13 protein-coding genes and 1 pseudogene are annotated in these 17,356 nt (G+C 39.2%); 13 read left to right on the top strand and 1 reads right to left on the bottom strand.

The features are described from left to right. Positions 1-99: 99 nt before the first annotated feature. On the bottom strand, positions 100-1,188 hold the full coding sequence (locus tag A33Q_RS15340; protein WP_009034665.1) for a hypothetical protein: 1,089 nt from the start codon (positions 1,186-1,188) through the stop codon (positions 100-102). A 170-nt stretch (positions 1,189-1,358) separates the two neighbouring features. Between A33Q_RS15340 and A33Q_RS21635 the strand changes: the two genes are divergently transcribed. The 13 genes and pseudogenes from A33Q_RS21635 (at position 1,359) to A33Q_RS15275 (ending at position 17,354) form a co-directional block, all read left to right on the top strand. Beyond that, the gene (locus A33Q_RS21635; RefSeq protein ID WP_009034664.1) at positions 1,359-1,841 is read left to right on the top strand and encodes a DUF2062 domain-containing protein; all 483 of its coding nucleotides are present in this window, start codon (positions 1,359-1,361) and stop codon (positions 1,839-1,841) included. Between the two features lie 17 nt (positions 1,842-1,858). Beyond that, positions 1,859-2,140: a DUF427 domain-containing protein gene (locus tag A33Q_RS15330; RefSeq protein ID WP_009034663.1), complete on the top strand. Its 282-nt coding sequence runs from the start codon at positions 1,859-1,861 to the stop codon at positions 2,138-2,140. 56 nt (positions 2,141-2,196) lie between these two features. Continuing rightward, on the top strand, positions 2,197-3,684 hold the full coding sequence (locus tag A33Q_RS15325; protein WP_009034662.1) for a BCCT family transporter: 1,488 nt from the start codon (positions 2,197-2,199) through the stop codon (positions 3,682-3,684). After that, positions 3,677-4,831 (top strand): annotated as a pseudogene (gene egtB, locus A33Q_RS22605) (ergothioneine biosynthesis protein EgtB). The gene A33Q_RS15325 and the pseudogene egtB overlap by 8 nt, the downstream one beginning before the upstream one ends. A 1-nt stretch (position 4,832) precedes the next feature. Next, positions 4,833-5,759 carry an L-histidine N(alpha)-methyltransferase gene (gene egtD, locus A33Q_RS15315; RefSeq protein WP_009034661.1) on the top strand — a complete coding sequence of 309 codons (927 nt, stop codon included), beginning with the start codon at positions 4,833-4,835 and terminating at the stop codon, positions 5,757-5,759. A 247-nt stretch (positions 5,760-6,006) separates the two neighbouring features. Beyond that, the gene (locus tag A33Q_RS21630) at positions 6,007-6,564 is read left to right on the top strand and encodes an FISUMP domain-containing protein (RefSeq protein ID WP_051394872.1); all 558 of its coding nucleotides are present in this window, start codon (positions 6,007-6,009) and stop codon (positions 6,562-6,564) included. Between the two features lie 359 nt (positions 6,565-6,923). Next, a complete protein-coding gene (locus A33Q_RS15305) occupies positions 6,924-7,619 on the top strand; it encodes a protease inhibitor I9 family protein (protein WP_009034659.1) in 696 nt (231 codons plus the stop codon). Continuing rightward, entirely contained in the window at positions 7,604-7,885 is a 282-nt protein-coding gene (locus A33Q_RS15300; protein WP_009034658.1) for a S8/S53 family peptidase, read from the top strand. The genes A33Q_RS15305 and A33Q_RS15300 overlap by 16 nt, the downstream gene beginning before the upstream one ends. Positions 7,886-7,929: 44 nt before the next feature. Continuing rightward, positions 7,930-8,640 (top strand): FISUMP domain-containing protein, encoded by a 711-nt coding sequence (locus A33Q_RS15295; protein ID WP_009034657.1) that lies wholly within the window; start codon positions 7,930-7,932, stop codon positions 8,638-8,640. Between the two features lie 201 nt (positions 8,641-8,841). Further along, entirely contained in the window at positions 8,842-10,497 is a 1,656-nt protein-coding gene (locus A33Q_RS15290; protein WP_009034656.1) for a S8 family serine peptidase, read from the top strand. 399 nt (positions 10,498-10,896) lie between these two features. Next, positions 10,897-13,872 (top strand): PKD domain-containing protein, encoded by a 2,976-nt coding sequence (locus A33Q_RS15285; protein ID WP_009034655.1) that lies wholly within the window; start codon positions 10,897-10,899, stop codon positions 13,870-13,872. A 403-nt stretch (positions 13,873-14,275) separates the two neighbouring features. After that, complete coding sequence (locus A33Q_RS15280) at positions 14,276-15,634, top strand: porin family protein (protein WP_009034654.1); 1,359 nt, start codon at positions 14,276-14,278, stop codon at positions 15,632-15,634. 100 nt (positions 15,635-15,734) lie between these two features. Next, a complete protein-coding gene (locus A33Q_RS15275; RefSeq protein WP_009034653.1) occupies positions 15,735-17,354 on the top strand; it encodes a BCCT family transporter in 1,620 nt (539 codons plus the stop codon). Positions 17,355-17,356 lie beyond the last annotated feature (2 nt).

Below are 17,356 nucleotides of genomic sequence, written 5' to 3'. Positions count from 1 at the left end.
GCAAAAGAAGTTATTAGGTAAGAGATAGCTTTAATTTGTCTTCTACAGGATTCAAAAATAATTTAGATCAGAGCAACGAATCAATTTTTCCGATAGCTTTTAACTTCGGATATTTCTGTAAAGTTCAATGAGTTCATCCTCAAGAATTTCTCTTTCCTTTTGATTCTTTTCCAGTTTTTTCTTGATAGTCTTCATTTGAAAGTTTCTGAAAGTCAGTATTCTGTAGAAAAAACCCGCAAAAAACAGTCCCTGCCGGGCCTTCATCAAAAGACCCCGCAACTTATAGCCACGCGCAAGCTGAGACAATCTAGCCACCTTGATGATGCGCATGGTCCTGACAAAGGCAATAAACGGCAAAAGAATGATCAGAAGGTCTATCCAGTTTTTTTGGACATATTCGAGTTTTTCACGGCTAATGGATACCATTAAAATAAACTCAAAAGCAAAAGCCAGCCAGATAAATGCCTGGGCAAGGTCTAATACAAATGACAAATCTGTTTGCAGATAATTTTCAACCTGATCATAAAACTTCCACTCAATCACCAAGACCGGGATAATCAGTAGGGCAATTACAATCATTGGAATGGAGAATTTCTCTTTCAAATACTTCAGCAAGCCTTCATTCCTGTGGGACCAGCCCATAAAAGGGATCCATTGTATGTCAGGATCCATCAAGTGCCTTCCTCCCATCCTTGAGGGAGGAAAAAGCAAAGCCTGCATTCTGCCAATAAATTGAAATCTGTTTAATTCAGCCTTGCTTTTATTTTTCACAAAGAGCATTATCCCAAATTCCAGAATAAACGCTGCCCAGCCTATCAGGTAAAGGATAGCTACCTTGCTTTGAAAGATTGCAACGCTGATATTTTCACCCTCATGGGCCAGCAAGTTGATCAAAGCTGCTGCCAGGATAAGCATAAACAAGCCCAGAGTGTACATAAGGGGTGTCATCGCATTCTCGTATTTTGCCAGAAGGGAACCTTTGGGAGGATGTTGATGGGTCATGATCCGCATATCTCTGGGTGCAGATTCTTCCAAAAACATCGGGTAATCTTCGGCAACGGATTTGATTTCTTCAAGCTTTTCCTGCCTTCTAAGAATCTGATTGACCTGGAAGAGAATGTAGGGGTTATTGCAATCTTGAAGCTTACTGATAAGATCTTGTTTGTTGAGATTTTCTTTTTCAGCCATAAATCAAGTCTGTTATAAAAAATGTAATAATCCTTTTTGGAGTTCGAAATTAGGAAAAATTAGAGTATCGCTGTGTTTTTTTGAGAATTCAACGAATATATGAATCAATTTTTCCATTGCGGGGGTTGTATAAAGAGCGTCAAAACAAAACTTCAACAAAAATACAAGGAATGGATTTCAGAAAAATCCAAAATCAGATCAAGTTTTATCTCCGAAAAGGATTGAATCCAAAAGAATTGGCCTTGTGTCTGACCTTGACAGTGTACATCAGTGTTTTCCCTGTTTTGGGGACTATTACAGTATTGTTGACATTGGTCATCCTGAAGCTAAATCTAAACCTTCCTTTGGCATTGAGTGTCAGTTATCTGCTTACACCACTGCAACTCTTAAGCATAATTCCTTTTGTCAGGGTAGGGGAATTTGTACATGGTGCAGAAAAATACCCATTGACCATTGAGCAGCTGCAAGCTTCCATTGCTGGAGGATTTACAGAGATGATTGCAGTCTTTTCTTCCAGGATCATGATGGCGATTTCAGGTTGGGCTTTGATAGCTACCCCAATATGTTTGATATTGTACATAGTGCTTTACCAAACAGCGAGGTGGAGGCAACTCAGCAAAATAAAAGAGGAAGTAGAATCTTACAAAGACTAAAACCAAGTAGAATGACTATGAAAGCAATCTGGAATAATCAAATCATCGCCGAGAGCGATAAAACCATACAAATAGAAGGGAATCATTATTTTCCGGCTGAGACAATTAAAAAGGAGTTTTTCAAACCATCGGAAACACAAACCACCTGTCCTTGGAAGGGTGTCGCCTCCTATTATCACGTGGAAGTAGATGGTAAAACCAACAAAGATGCTGCTTGGTACTATCCCGATACCAAACCTGCCGCACGAGAAATTAAGGATTATGTGGCTTTTTGGAAAGGAGTGGAAGTAAAGCCATAATATTATAATTATATTGAAATCATAGTTCGCATTTAAGTAAAGGATTTAACATCACTATGATTTTAAAAGCTTTGAGACAACCTCAAAAAGTCACTAAGATTTCTGTTTTGGGATTTTGCATACTTTTTTTGGGGTTCGCTTTTCTTTTCCCTGATTTTTTTAAGAAAAAGCTTGGAGAATTGACAGTGGTGCTACTTCAAAATTTCGGGTTCTTTTATCTGATTTTGGGTTTTCTTTCAGTTATCCTACTTTTTGTATTAGCCTTTTCAAAATGGGGGAAAATCCGATTTGGACAAGAAAGACCGGCTTACTCTTGGTTTTCTTGGATAGCCATGCTTTACAGTACAGGGATGGGAGCCGGCCTATTATTGAGGGCTGTGCAGGAACCTGTTTTTTATTTTCAAAATCCACCCAGATCATCGATCCTCAGTACAGGTGATTTTGCTTTACAGTACACCTTTTTTCACTGGGGACTGACTCCTTGGGCCTTTTATGGCTTATTTGGTTTGATCATGGCTTATGTACTCTATGTAAAAAAAGCGGCGGCCCTCAGCTCCTCACTTTTATCGGGCGAAGCGCAAATCAGTATTTTGGCCGTGCTGATGAATGTTCTGACTATAGTCTGTACCCTATTGGGAGTTGTTGCAGCACTGGGTTTGGGGTCAAGGCAATTATTGGAGGCAATAGGTTCTTTAGGTGATATTCCGACAAATGCCCTTCAAGCAGTAATGGCCGTTGTAGTGGTCACAGGCATTGCCACAACTTCAGCATTATTGGGAATGCAAAAAGGCATCAAAAACCTCTCGAACTTCAACCTTAGCCTGGCTACAGTACTTTTGATATCAGTAGCTATTTTGAGTTGGTCGGGAGGTGTTCAGTTTGGATTTCTAAATATTCTGGGCAATTATGTTTATGAGTTTGCTTCCATGTCACTTAATTTAGGGAACCATCAGGTCGGGATAGAATTCTTACAGGATTGGACTTATTTTTATTGGGCATTTTGGCTTGCATGGGCTCCCTTCACCGGGGTTTTTATTGCGAGGATTTCCAAAGGCCGTAGTATTAGGGAATTTGTTTTGGCAGTCTTAATTGTACCAGCCTTAGGTACATTTATTTGGTTTACAGTATTTGGTCAAAGTGCTTTTCATTTAATTCAATCCGGCAAAGCATCTTTTGAGGACTTCCAATCCATTTATACAGGACTTTTTATTTTTCTGGACTACTTTCCTTGGGCCGGAATAACAAAAATTATTGGTCTGGTTTTGGTTTTTACATTTTTGATCACCTCTGTGGACTCTGCAATTTATGTACTAAGTATGTTTACTGATCGGGGAAATGTAAAGCCTTCCAAAACCTATAGATTGTTTTGGGGTTTAATGATTGGGCTTTTTACTATCGGATTGATTTTGATAGGGAAAGAGGCTTTGTTGGAGGCTGTTTCGCAGATGTTGATTGTTTTTGCTTTTCCTTTCAGCCTGATGTTTTTGGGAATGGCAGCTTATTTTGTTAGTATCTTGTTTTCGAAAAAAATGAATTATGAATAAAACTTCACGACTTAAAGAGCGATTTGATGAAGCTAGAAGTTATTCAGAAAATATCTGTGAACCACTGGAGATAGAGGATTATGTTCCCCAACCCATGGTGGATGTTTCCCCACCCAAGTGGCACCTCGGTCATACCACCTGGTTTTTTGAGGCTTTTGTTTTGGAACCTTACTCGAAAGGATATCGGCTCTATCACGATGATTTTGCTTATCTGTTCAATAGCTACTACAACAATGCAGGAGAAAGGGTACTCCGGCCAAACAGAGGTTTGATGAGCCGCCCTCCTGTCAGGGAAGTAATGGCTTACAGGGCTTATGTGACCGAACAGATGCTGGATTTTTTGGACAAGAATCCAGATCAAGAGGTGTGGGATGTCATAGAAATCGGTATCAACCACGAGCAGCAGCATCAGGAACTTTTGGTCTATGATATCAAATATATACTCGGGAATTAGCCAACATTTCCTGTTTATGGTGAAGGATTTTCCTTAAGCCAAGAAGTGAAAAAGGGATTTGTGAAAGTGGAAGGCGGAGTATATGCTATTGGTGCCAGTGGAGATGGCTTTTGTTATGACAATGAACTTGGGCAACATGAGGTACTGATCCGGCCTTTTGAGATTGCGGAAAACCTGGTTACCAACGGAGAGTTTTTAGAATTTATGGAAGCAGGAGGATACCAGGATTTCAATTATTGGTTGTCAGAAGGCTGGGATTATATAAATAAGGAGGACATTACTGCTCCCTTATACTGGCATAAGCACAAAGGAGAATGGTATAATTACACCTTGAAGGGCTTTGAAAAGCTAGACTTATCCTTACCCGTACAGCACATTAGCTTTTACGAAGCCTATGCTTATGCAGAATGGAAAGGGTTGCGCTTGCCGACCGAATTTGAATGGGAAGTAGCAGCCGATAAGCTCAACTGGGGACAACTCTGGGAATGGACTTACAGTGCCTATTTGCCTTACCCGGGCTTCGAAAAAGCACCCGGTGCTCTTGGAGAGTACAATGGTAAGTTTATGAGTAATCAGAATGTCCTCCGCGGTGCTTCGGTGGCTACCCCAAAAGGGCATAGCCGTAAAACTTACCGCAATTTCTTTCATGCCTCCAGCAGATGGCTTTTTTCAGGTTTTAGATTAATTAAATGATATGGATAATTTTTTGAAAGATGTAATTCAAGGACTTCAGAAGTCTCAAAAATCCCTTCCTTCCAAGTATTTCTATGATGAAGAGGGAAGCCGGATTTTTCAGAAAATCATGGCATTGGAGGAATATTACCTTCCAGAATGCGAAGTGGAGATCCTTCGGGAAAGTTCAGCTGATATACTCAAAGAGCTTCCTTTTTCTGATTTGGATATCATAGAACTGGGGGCAGGTGATGGTTCCAAAACAGTGATTATGCTGGAGGAGGCAAAGCTTAAGTTTAATAAGCTTACTTACCTACCTATGGACATCTCTCCCGAGATCCTCGAAGTGAACAAGGAATTGGTACAAAAACAGATTCCAGATTTAGAAGTGGAACCTGTAGCTGGAGATTATCTTCATACTTTGGATTTGCTTAAGGAAAGAACCAATCCCCGGTTGGTTTTATTTATGGGAAGTAACATCGGTAATTTTCCTAATGGCAAAGCCTTGGAGTTTATTCAGTTTGTTAATGATTTTCTCAGGCCCGGTGATTTTTTTCTGATGGGAGTAGACCTTAAGAAAAACCCCCATGTGATCCGTGCAGCTTATAACGACAGAGAAGGTGTTACCAAACAATTTAACCTGAATCTTCTGAACAGGATCAACAGGGAGCTGAATGCCGATTTCAGTATTGAGGCCTTTGAGCATTATGGGGTTTACAATCCCCTTACCGGATCTGCTTTGAGTTTTTTGGTAAGTCTTGAGGAACAAAAAGTGAAAATCGGTGAATTGGAAATCAGCTTTGATAAATATGAAACCATTCATACGGAAATTTCCCAAAAGTACAGTCTCAAAGATCTGGACAAAATTGCCTCACAGACCGGTTTTTCCTGGGACCGTCATTTTACGGATAGGAGGGGATACTTCAGTTTAAGTTTGATGAGGAAGTAATTGAAATCTAGTACTTTGGGAGTATTTTTTAACTGATTTTTTTTCAAGTTATTGGCAATAAATAGGTTACTAGTGTCTTTGGTTTGTTAATCGATCTTAAAATTATGAAAAATGTAGCTGTGATTAGATCCAATACATTTAATTTAATTGTACTGGCTTCTTTATTTTTCTTTATTCCTGTCAGGAGAAGGAGTCACCTGTACCGGAGGAGGAGAGTCGGGCTACCATTACCGATATAGATGGAAATGTGTATGGTATAGTTGAAATCAATGGGATATGGTGGATGGCTGAAAATCTTAGAGTAAGTAAATTTTTAAACGGAGTTTCAGTTGATAATGTATCTGATGCTGATAGATGGTCAAGGCTTGAAGAGCCTGCTTTTTCCTGGTTAGAAAATGATTCGAATAATGAACAGATTTACGGGAAATTATACAATGGAATAGCTGTCGCCTGTTGTCCAATTTGCCCCGAAGGATGGAGGTTGCCAAATTCAAAGGAAGTAGAAAATCTTTCGTTGGAACGCTTTAGGAGCCAATCTTCATTTGTTTATCATGAGTTGGGGTGGGCAAATGAAAATACGTTTAGCGGTGGGTACCGTAATGCTAATGGGGTTTTTATTAAAGAAAATACTTTCGATGGTACCATGTCATATTTCTGGGAATTAGATGAAGGTGGAGTTCCTAATATTTATAAAGCTGATTATATTATTGATTTTGTCAATTCATTTTTTCTGATCAATCATGAAGTTTGGCCATTATTAAAGAGTCATACAGGAGCTTATATCAGATGTGTGAAAGAAAAGTAAGGAAGCTGATAAACTGTTGGTGATGTCTCTCTTACATGTAAAAATCACCATTGAAATTGAGTCTGATTTAATAAATATAAAATTCTTATATCGAGTATTCAAAAGACCTTTGATATGGATGTACGGAACTTTGTCAATAACAAAACGAAATTCCGATTTATCTAACTTCCGAAAGTAATTGATATTGGATACTTATGGATATTGACAATTAGCAGCCGAGTGAGCCGATGCATTTATTTATTGGCAAAGAAGCGTATAATCAGATTATGTAATTAGTGTGTTATGGATTTAAAGGGTAACAATACCCTTGGTTTATGAATCTGATTGAAATAGAATTTTCAACTTAACCTTTTACATCTATGAACTATTTTAAAATTTCAACCCCAAAAAGTGCCGGGACTTTCCTGATTTTAGTATCCATGTTCTGGTCATTTTCCTGTCAGGATGTAATGATGGAAGAACCTCAGATGGTCCAGGAGCAATTGGATGGATTGGATTCATCTGTAGTGCCAGGAAGGTATATCGTGAGTCTTCACAGCAATGAACTGAATTTCCGGAAAAGTGACAGGTACGAGGATGTGCAGGAGTCCATGCGTATTTATGGCAATGAAGTCCTGATGAGATCCGGAATCCGGGACAAAAGACTCCATGCCGTCTACGGTCACGTCTTTCAGGGCTTTACAGTAGACCTTAGCCGGGAGGAATATACGGCATTGTCCAAAGATCCGCAGGTAAGGTCCATTACCCAAGACAGGGTTTCCCTCAACTCACAGATCATGAGAAATAACAATCCCAATAAAGGAGGTGGAGGATCAAATCCTGACCCTGAACCCGAACCGGATCCTGTAGGTCCAAGCCCCGAGTGGTATCTGGATAGAATAGATCAAAGAGGCTTGCCTTTGGATAACAAATTTACACCGGCAGCAGATGGGAATGGGGTGACGGTTTATTTGCTTGAAACTCTTTTTGATCCAAGTTTAGATGAATTTGAAGGTAGAGCTAGAATAGTGGAGATCAGTGAGGGGAGAGAAGATATCCTGTGCCAACAGGCATAAATAATACTTTAGCGGCATTAATTGGGGGTAAAAATTATGGTGTAGCTAAAGGAGTCAAACTGGTCGGATTAAATTTCCTTTTCGATCAAGAGGTGGATTTAGCTATTTATTTGAGTACATATATCCAAAGTCTGGATTGGATTTTGGCTAATGCCTCTGGGCCATCGATTATTGTTACTAGTCACACTTCCTATCAATATGAGCCTTTGCTAGAAGATGCCATCTTCCTATTTCTCTATGGTGAGGGATGGGAAGAATTACTTTAAGGCACATGTTAGAATACTCACCCTGCATCTAAATAATTAAGAATATGAAAACAGAAACTGTTTTAAAATCAATTTCGAAGAGTTTATGCTTATTGGCATTCTTGATTCTCATTTATTCCTGCCAAGAAAAGGAGTCTCCGGTATTGGAAGAAGAAAGGGGACCTACCATTACCGATATTGAAGGGAATGTGTACGATATAGTAGAGTTTGGGGAGACTTGGTGGATGGTTCAGAATTTAAAGACCACGAAGTATAGAGATGGCACCGTAATACCGAAAGTAGAATCCAATGAGGAATGGTCCAGATTGGAAAGTGGTGCCTGGAGTTGGTATGAGAATGATCCGGAGGCAGATGATAAATCCGGGAAATTGTACAATTGGTATGCCGCAAGCTGCTGTGATATTTGCCCCGAAGGATGGAGGCTTCCGGATGATTATGATGTTGATAGGTTAGCGTCGTATAGGTTTGCCGCCTCTTCCATGATTTACCGGTCATCAGGTTGGGCGAATGAATACACATTTTCATCGGGATTCCGAAATGAGAAAGGAGGCTTTCAAAATTCCAATATCTCTTCAGAATCACGTATGGGATTTTCATTTTACTGGAGTAAAAACCCTGATGGATTCCCGGTATTTCCTGGGGTTTTTATGGCTTATTCTATAACTAATACTGACGGATCTGCATTAGTGGTAAACTCTTCTGTCCCATTAAGTACCAAGTCAGGTGCTTATATCAAATGTGTGAAGGAAAAGTAAAAAAGTTGATTTATTAGTTGGAGTAGCCTTTCCTAGATACAAAAATAGCTACAGAAATTGATACGCATTTATTGGATACAAAAAGCTTAAATCAGGTTTTCGAAAGTTTTATAATTAGCGTGTAACAAATTTTAAGGGTAACAACTTTCCTGGTTTCTGAATCTAATTGAAATAGAATTTTCAACTTAAAAACTTACAGCTATGGAAAATTTAGAATTTTCAACCCCCAAATCAGCCAGTTTTATACTGACTGCATTTCTGATTTTTTTCACCTTTTCCTGCCAAGACCTTAATTTGGAAGATTTGCCATTAGCAGAGGAAGCAGATCTTGAAGGAAGCCTCAGTTATGTTCCTGACCGCTATATCGTTACGCTTAATGACCAAAACCCAAATTTGAGAAGAAAAGGTCGGTACGAAGATGTGCAGCATGAAATCAGGGTATTGGGGCAGGAAATTTTGTCAAAAAATGGAATCCAAAGGGAAAGGATAAAGTCAGTTTACGGACATGCTCTTACGGGGTTTGCAGCAAAACTGTCTTCTGATGAGCTAAGAAGGCTTAGGGCTGATTCTCGGATAAAGTCAATTGAGCAGGATGTTTTCGTTTCTTCCTCATTCAATGAAAGAAGAATTCCACCAGGTCAGGATAAGCCAAAAGAAGAAGAACCTTCATCTCCTGAACCAGATCAACCCGGAGGTGAAGATCCTATTTTTGGGGGGAATATTCAGAACAACCCTCCTAAATATTTGGACAGAATAGATCAAAGGGCCCTGCCTCTGAATGATGTTTTTTCCTATGAAAATACCGGTGAAGGGGTTACAGTATATATTCCTGTTGGATCCATTTGGGAACAAAATGACGGAATGAATGATAGGGTTGAAAATATTTTTTTGACCGGAAATGAAGATGAATCTAGCGGAGTTACTACGAATAAAGCTTTGACCACGGGAGGATTCCATTTTGGGTCAGCTAAAGGAGTCAACCTGGTAGGGGTAAGGACCTATGATGGTTGTTGCAATGAGGAATTGTATCTTTCTGCAATTTTAGAAGCCCATGATTGGATTTTGGCAAATGGAAAGAGACCGGGAATAGTATTGATTAATTTGGTAGGCCCTATTGAGTCACCTGCTTTTATAAGTTCTTTAGAATCCCTCTACAACGCTGGATTCTCTTTATTTTCAAGTGCAGGAGCATGGCTTGAGGATGCCTGCACCTGGGCGAGTTCCAAAACTCCTTATGTATTTACTGTCGGCCTTGCTAATCTTCAAGATGAAAGTCAGTCAACTAGCAATTATGGAGATTGTATTGACCTATTTACCACTACCACAGATTGGAGCCATTTGCCTGATGCCTATGAGGAGACTTTAGAAGGAAGATTTAGCTTTAATCCCAATTTTGTTGCTGTGGGCGTTGCCGCCGGGGTAGCGGCAACTTATTTGGAGAAAAACCCGACTTCATCTCCTGAAGAGGTTTATCAGTTTTTGAGAAACACGTCTACCAAAAATGTTGTCAAATTCTCCAATAGTAAGAACAATCACCTTCTTTATAATGGCATGAGCATGACTGGTGCCGGTGATATTGATCCTGCGAGGTCCAATTTCCAACTAGATCTTGCGGGAAGTAGCGTGAATTATAGAGGAAACAATCATAGAATCGAGTTGAAATGGAGGCCCATCAAGAATGCATCGGGTATTACAGATATCTATGAAAACGGTAAATTACTTGTTTCTTTAAGTCATGGAATAGATTCAGGACTTTTTTACCATGAGGTATCAGGCAGAAACCTGGCTCCAAGAAAATATAAAATCTGCCTTTCTGGTACAAGCTTGTGTTCGAATGAAGTTACTGTGACATTTTAGGAAGTATTTTGAGGGACATCCTTTCCTGAAAAGGAAGGGTGTTTTTTTAAAGCCTTTGAAAGCGAGACTTTATTCGGGAAGTGAACTTTTAGGGTACCTATTTGAAACCAAGTAAAACTCAAAAAACCGATTGTGATTTTAATTCAGAAACTTATAGATAAATGCTAATCTATACAACTCACCTAAAGACTTGAATAATGATTTATCATTTGCTTAGAATAGCCTATAATAAGCTTATATTTTTCTTGTGAAAAGTGAGAAAATACTACTTTGGTAGTATTTTTTTGTTTTGGGTGTTTTCCTACTTTTAATTCTGTCATTACCCTTTTATGGTAACATTAATCCTATTGTATTTATATAAATGCAGAAATATATTTTAAACGTAAATCTTTTAACATCATGAGAAACTTTTATTCAAATTACAGGTGGTTTGGTTCCAGAAATGCCATGGATACCAAGAAAAATTCATGTTTTGGGTTACCATTAAATCTATGGTTTAAAGCATTGGTTTTGGTTTTTGCCTTTATTTCCTTTTTTGCTTTTGAGTCCAATGCAACCCATGGAAGGTATGGGAATATAAGTTGGAGACCAATACCGGATCAACCAGGTTTGGTAGAATTTAAGGTCAGTTTAGTTTACAGAAAGACATTTTTTTATGGAATAAATGACAATGTCATTGGAAGGACATTAAGTGTTAGCACTTTTAATCATGGCGATAACACTACAAGGAGCATACCTTTAATTATCACCTCTGAGTCTAGGACGGAAAACTGGATTTATGGAGAGGCAACATTTACCAAACAATATTCAAATCCTAATGGCAATTATGTTGCATTTTTTCAGTTTTGTTGCCGTCTGAGTTCTCTCTTAAATAACAGAGATGCCACCTTTAGAATTGAGTCAACTGTCAACTTGGGCTCTGGGAACATTTCACCCATTTCTACACTTCAACCGGTAATAAGTCTTCCACAAGGACTTGAAAGTGCCAATTTCTTAATTCCAGCATTTGACCCAAATGGGGATAACTTGACATTTTCTTTGACTCCAAGTTCCCAAATGGGTTCTGGATCCAGTAACCCAACAGGTTTTTCAATAGACCCGGTTACTGGTTTAGCATCATTTAATACCAATCGAGCACAAGGCTTATACAGCGTAGCAGTGACAATCAGTGATAACAATGGAGCGACAATTCCCGTTGATTTTCTGATCTTGATTATTCCAGCTTCAAGTAATAATCCACCAGTTTTTATCTATCCTCCAACTCCTACAAATGCCTCAATAATTGAAGTAGTTAAAGATGAGATGGTTAGTTTTACCATAAGAGGCGAAGATCCTGATCCCAATGATTTCATTTCATTACAAGCTACAGGTGTTCCTTTAAGTGCTAATTTTGTTCCTAATTTACCAATCACAGGAGGAATTGGGGAGGCTTTGGAAACTACATTCTCATGGACTCCTACTGAGCTGGGGAATGTATTGCTCAATTTTTCAATAATAGATAGCAATGGTGCTCAAGCTACCACATCAGTAACCATTCTAGTTGTAGAATTCATTTGCGATTTATCAGTCTCTGGGGAATCTAGCCCTGTTACATGCGTGGATGGAAATAACGGGACTATTACAATTGAAACAAGTGGAGGAGCAAAACCATATGAATTCTCAATAGATGGGGGTATTAATTATCAAAATGATAACATTTTCAATGACCTAGAGGAAGGGATTTATACCATCACAGTCAAGGATGCAAATGGCTGTATTGAAGAAACTGTTGTAAATGTTGATCAAAAAAATGATATCCCAGTCATAAACTCATTAACAGGTCCTACTGATCCAATTCCAGCTTCTTTGGTCATTGCTGAATTTCAAGCGGAAGTAACTGATGAAAATCTTGTTCAAGCAGTTTGGAGTTGGGGAGATGGAGAAACAAGTTTAGAAGATAACCCAGAAAACACATTAATTGCTTCTCATACTTATTTGCAACCAGGCAATTATACCGTTACCCTGACAATTACTGATATCTGCGGAGAGACTGCCTCTGAAATAATTGAAAATATTGAAGTTATTGAGGTTTGCGATTTATTAATCAATGGTGAAACCTTTCCTGTTTCCTGTGTAGGCGGAAATGATGGAACAGTTACCGTGGATGTAAGCGGAGGTGCCGAACCTTATGAGTTCTCAATAGATGGGGGAGTTACTTACCAATCAGAAAATATCTTTGATAATTTGGAGGAAGGTGCTTACACTATAATCGTGAAGGATGCGAATAATTGTACTGAAGAAATCACTATTGAAGTCGGGCAACAGAATGATCTTCCTGTTATTAATTCCCTAACAGGCTCATCTGAACCAATATCGCTTTCTGATGCTACTGTGGAGTTTGAAGCTGAAGTTTCGGATGATAACCTTATCATGGCTGTGTGGAATTGGGGAGACGGTGAGACTTCCATAGAAAATGATCCCGGAAATATCATCAATGGTTCACACACCTATCAACAACCTGGGGTTTATCCTGTAACATTAACAATAACTGATTTCTGTGGAGAAACAGCAACAGAGTTATTTGAATTTGTGGTTGTTTTCGATCCTAGCGGTGGATTTGTAACTGGTGGCGGATGGATACATTCCCCTGCAGGTGCTTATGTGGATAATCCAATAGCAGAAGGAAGGGCGAATTTTGGATTTGTCTCAAAGTATCAGCGAGGGGCTAAAGTTCCTACAGGACAGACCCAGTTCCAATTCCAGGCTGAAAAATTCAATTTTCATAGTACCCTTTATGAATGGTTAGTAGTGGCTGGACATAGAGCGCAGTATAAAGGTGAAGGAAGAGTTAATGGTCAAAATGGTTATGGGTTTATGCTTACTGCCATTGATGGAGATAGGATGGGAAACAAAAGTGCTGATCGTTTTAGAATAAAAATTTGGGAGATGGGTTCAGGAAATATTGTTTACGATAATCAAATGGGCGAATCCGATGATAGTGATGCCACCACTGAGATCCAAGGCGGATCCATAGTCATCCATGATGCACCAAGAGGCAATCAAAACAAACGTATGGATGATGAAGAAGAAGAGGAGGTTGAAGTCTTTGAATTGATGGAGCAACAGTCCATATTTGATGAAATCACAAATAATGGACTCAAAATCTACCCTAATCCTGCTAGCACTACAGCTCATATCCAAGTGAGCCTTACTGAGCCCTCAGATGTTGGAATAAGTATATTTGATAGTGCAGGTAGAATCATTTATGCCGAGGAAAACCAAGAAGAAAGCAGCTTCACGCGCAGCATTTCATTGGATGGGGTAAGTTCAGGGGTTTACCACGTCGTAGTCAAAATCAACCAGCAATATGTCCAAGGACGATTGATCAAGCAATAAAAAAAATCAGTTCTGATTCAAAAAGCCACTCCATTCGGGGTGGCTTTTTTACATTTAGATGCCTGAACTTAACTGTAACCCATACTATCTTTTTTAATTTTAATTTCAAGCTGATATTTCAAATTTATCTAGAAATTGTAGTCTTAGACTGGATGTTTTTTTTGTTTTTGATTATAGAGTGATTGGTATATTTGAAATTCAGTAGAATAAAATATTATATTATTTGTTTAATATGATGTTTTTATCTTTAAAAATCAATTATTTGTTTTAATTTGTTTTGAGCCTAAACTTCTATTCAAGATATTGCGAGCATTCATCTAGTTTAGGAAAAGTTTTCCCAATTTATTGTTAAGTCTTGATTAGATTTAACTATTTGAATGGCCGGATTTAAACCAATTCAAAAATGAAAGTAAGACATCTTGCATGTGCAATTTTTCTGTTTTTCTTACTGCCAAAAAGTTTTGCTTTTATAGGGATACATGAATCGGATACGGTTTCAGTGAGCAGTAAAGTAGGAGAATCTCCCTTTATACCTAAACCCAGAGGAACGGATAAGGAAACTTTAGAATTTGGAAACTGGGCTATTCGAGAAACTAATCCCGACACTTCCTGGGTAAGGGTAGGAGGAGCTTTTCGTTTAAATGCAATTTGGACTCATTATGAAGGGAAGACTGCCCCATTGGGAACTTTCATACAAAATGAATGGACTTGGGATACCTGGTGGTTGGAGATTGACGCCTACAAAGATGGTTTACAGTTTGCTTTTCAGTATCGTTTTTTCCCCACCTTCAATACACATTTTATCAAGTTTGGCTGGGTAGGTTACCGTTTTAATGAAAACAATAACCTACAATTTGGAATCACGCAAGTACCATTTGGTCTGCTAACTTATGCCTCCCACAACTGGTGGTTTCAGCTACCCTATTATATAGGTTTGGAAGATGATCATCAAATGGGGTTCAACTACACTAAAAAATGGAAAGACTGGACGCTCAATGCAGCCTATTTTCTTATGAGTGAGCCTCGAGGCACCAATGAACTCTCTTTTGGTGAAGCATCCACAGCAAGATACAGCTATGATGTGGTACCCATTGAAGGGAATAATAATATTGAAAGACATCAATGGAACATCCGCGCAGCCAGACAAGTAGGCAATGCGGAATTAGGCCTTTCACTTCAAACGCATCAGGTTTTTAACCAAGTTACCTCGCAAATTGGTAGAAATTATGCGGCTGCAGTTCATTATGAACAGGATTATGGTAGATGGAATTTAAAAACCCAAGCTTTGTATTACTCTTATGTGGATGTCAGAGATGATGCAGGTAATACCTTGGACGTGGTTCAAATGGGAGCTTATGGATTTGGCACTTATGATGTAGCCAGTAAGGCAGCCATGTACTTGGCTGGATTGGCTTATGATATTCCTGTGTCCTGGGGTCCAATAAGGAATATACAGCTGTATAATAATTATACCTACATGCAAAAATTCAATGAAGTGGTTTTAGGAAATGAAAGGGTAAGGTTTGCCAATACACAGCAGAACGTTTTTGGAGCGCTTGTAACTGCTGGGCATATTTATGCTTACTTTGACATAGCCAGAGGTGTCAATCACCCTTGGCTTACAGGGGAGTTTGGAGGAAATGCATTGGGCACTGGCAGAGGGATTCAGGATGTCAGTCAGCCTGTGAGTATAGATAATCCAATAAATAATAGACCGGGCTGGAATACCCGTCTCAATATCAATATGGGATATTACTTTTGACTGGAAAGGTTAGTTTTCAACCTGACAATCTGATTTCAAAAGAGTCTTCCATAGAATTGAATGTAAAACATGACGTAATAGTCAGAAAAAATAATTCAATATGTCTAAGAAATACTTTGATATTCATAAGCCTGTTTTTTGGCCAGCTATAGGCTTAATCGTTCTTTTCATTTCAGTGACCCTGATCGTTGGAGATCCAATGGAGGAGTTTTTTGGAGTGTTTAAGGACTGGATCACCGACAAAACGGGCTGGATATTTATCATTACAGTAAATGCTTTTGTTATTTTCTGTATTTACCTGGCATTCAGTAAATATGGTAGTATTCGATTAGGTGGAAAAGATGCCGAGCCAGAGTTCACCACAGCGGCATGGTTTGCTATGCTTTTCAGTGCGGGGATGGGGATAGGCTTGTTGTTTTGGGGTGTAGCCGAGCCGGTATTCCATTACAGGTCTCCTCCATTTGGTGAAGGAGGAACCGTGCAAGCTGCGGAAAAAGCAATGAATTATACCTTTATGCACTGGGGTTTTCATGCTTGGGCAATATATGCTTTGGTAGCTTTGAGTCTTGGTTTTTTTGCTTTCAACAAAGGACTGCCACTCACCATCCGCTCAGTATTTTATCCAATACTTGGAGATAAAATTTACGGTTGGATTGGCGATGTGATCGATGTTTTTGCTGTATTGGCAACACTGTTTGGATTGGCAACTTCCCTAGGTTTGGGAGTCAAGCAAGTGGGGGCTGGAATAGCTTTTTTGACAGATATTGAAAATACTGTATGGCTACAAGTTGGTTTGATAGCTGGTATCACCTTAATCGCCACGCTGTCAGTAGTAGCTGGAGTTGAAAAAGGAGTTAAAGTACTTAGTGAATGGAATATTCGCATAGCAGCCACGCTGTTGGTGTTTATTTTGATTGTTGGGCCGACTATATTCATCTTCCGCTCTACCATACAAAATATTGGCAACTACCTGAGCAGTATCGTGGAAGTGGCTACCTGGACAGAAGCATACAGGGACAAAGGTTGGCAAGGGGATTGGACAGTCTTTTACTGGGCATGGTGGATCTCTTGGTCCCCATTCGTAGGAATGTTTATCGCCCGGGTATCCAAAGGACGGACTGTTCGTGAATTTGTCACAGGAGTATTATTGATCCCAAGCTTTTTGACATTTTTCTGGCTTAGTGCTATGGGAGGGAGCGCAATATTTTTGGATTTGCATAGCGGCACGAGTGTGTTGTCAGATAATATCATTCAAGATGAAGCTACTGCCCTTTTTGTTTTTCTCAATGAATTTCCTTTTACTACCATAGGCTCTATTGTAGGAATTATCTTGATCGCTTCTTTCTTTGTCACTTCTTCAGATTCAGGATCTTTGGTAATCGATAGTATCACCGCAGGAGGCAAGCTCGATGCGCCTGTAGCTCAAAGAATTTTCTGGGCCAATGCAGAAGGAGCAGTGGCCGCAGTACTGTTGATAGGTGGTGGCTTGACTGCTTTGCAGACAGCAACAATTACCACAGGACTTCCTTTCCTCTTTATCTTGCTGGTCATGGCTTATTCGCTTCGGAAGGGCTTGCAGCAAGAATATGCTCAGCAAGAAGTGTTGAAGCAAGAGAAAAGTAGAAAAGACTACGAGAGTAAATTGGCAGATGTAGTTTGGAAAAATGTACAAAAGCGCAATCAGGAAAAGAAATCAGATCCTTCCGACAAAACAAAATAAAG

This window comes from Indibacter alkaliphilus LW1, assembly GCF_000295935.2.
In the GTDB taxonomy this organism is placed as follows: Bacteria; Bacteroidota; Bacteroidia; order Cytophagales; family Cyclobacteriaceae; genus Indibacter; species Indibacter alkaliphilus.
This window is presented reverse-complemented; position numbering and strand designations above follow the sequence as displayed.

Bases quoted from the DNA above. Each gene is read 5' to 3' on its own strand.
- A33Q_RS15340 (WP_009034665.1), bottom strand. From the start codon at position 1,188: ATGGCTGAAAAAGAAAATCTCAACAAACAAGATCTTATCAGTAAGCTT.
- A33Q_RS21635 (WP_009034664.1), top strand. From the start codon at position 1,359: ATGGATTTCAGAAAAATCCAAAATCAGATCAAGTTTTATCTCCGAAAA.
- A33Q_RS15330 (WP_009034663.1), top strand. From the start codon at position 1,859: ATGAAAGCAATCTGGAATAATCAAATCATCGCCGAGAGCGATAAAACC.
- A33Q_RS15325 (WP_009034662.1), top strand. From the start codon at position 2,197: ATGATTTTAAAAGCTTTGAGACAACCTCAAAAAGTCACTAAGATTTCT.
- egtD (WP_009034661.1), top strand. From the start codon at position 4,833: ATGGATAATTTTTTGAAAGATGTAATTCAAGGACTTCAGAAGTCTCAA.
- A33Q_RS15305 (WP_009034659.1), top strand. From the start codon at position 6,924: ATGAACTATTTTAAAATTTCAACCCCAAAAAGTGCCGGGACTTTCCTG.
- A33Q_RS15295 (WP_009034657.1), top strand. From the start codon at position 7,930: ATGAAAACAGAAACTGTTTTAAAATCAATTTCGAAGAGTTTATGCTTA.
- A33Q_RS15290 (WP_009034656.1), top strand. From the start codon at position 8,842: ATGGAAAATTTAGAATTTTCAACCCCCAAATCAGCCAGTTTTATACTG.
- A33Q_RS15285 (WP_009034655.1), top strand. From the start codon at position 10,897: ATGAGAAACTTTTATTCAAATTACAGGTGGTTTGGTTCCAGAAATGCC.
- A33Q_RS15280 (WP_009034654.1), top strand. From the start codon at position 14,276: ATGAAAGTAAGACATCTTGCATGTGCAATTTTTCTGTTTTTCTTACTG.
- A33Q_RS15275 (WP_009034653.1), top strand. From the start codon at position 15,735: ATGTCTAAGAAATACTTTGATATTCATAAGCCTGTTTTTTGGCCAGCT.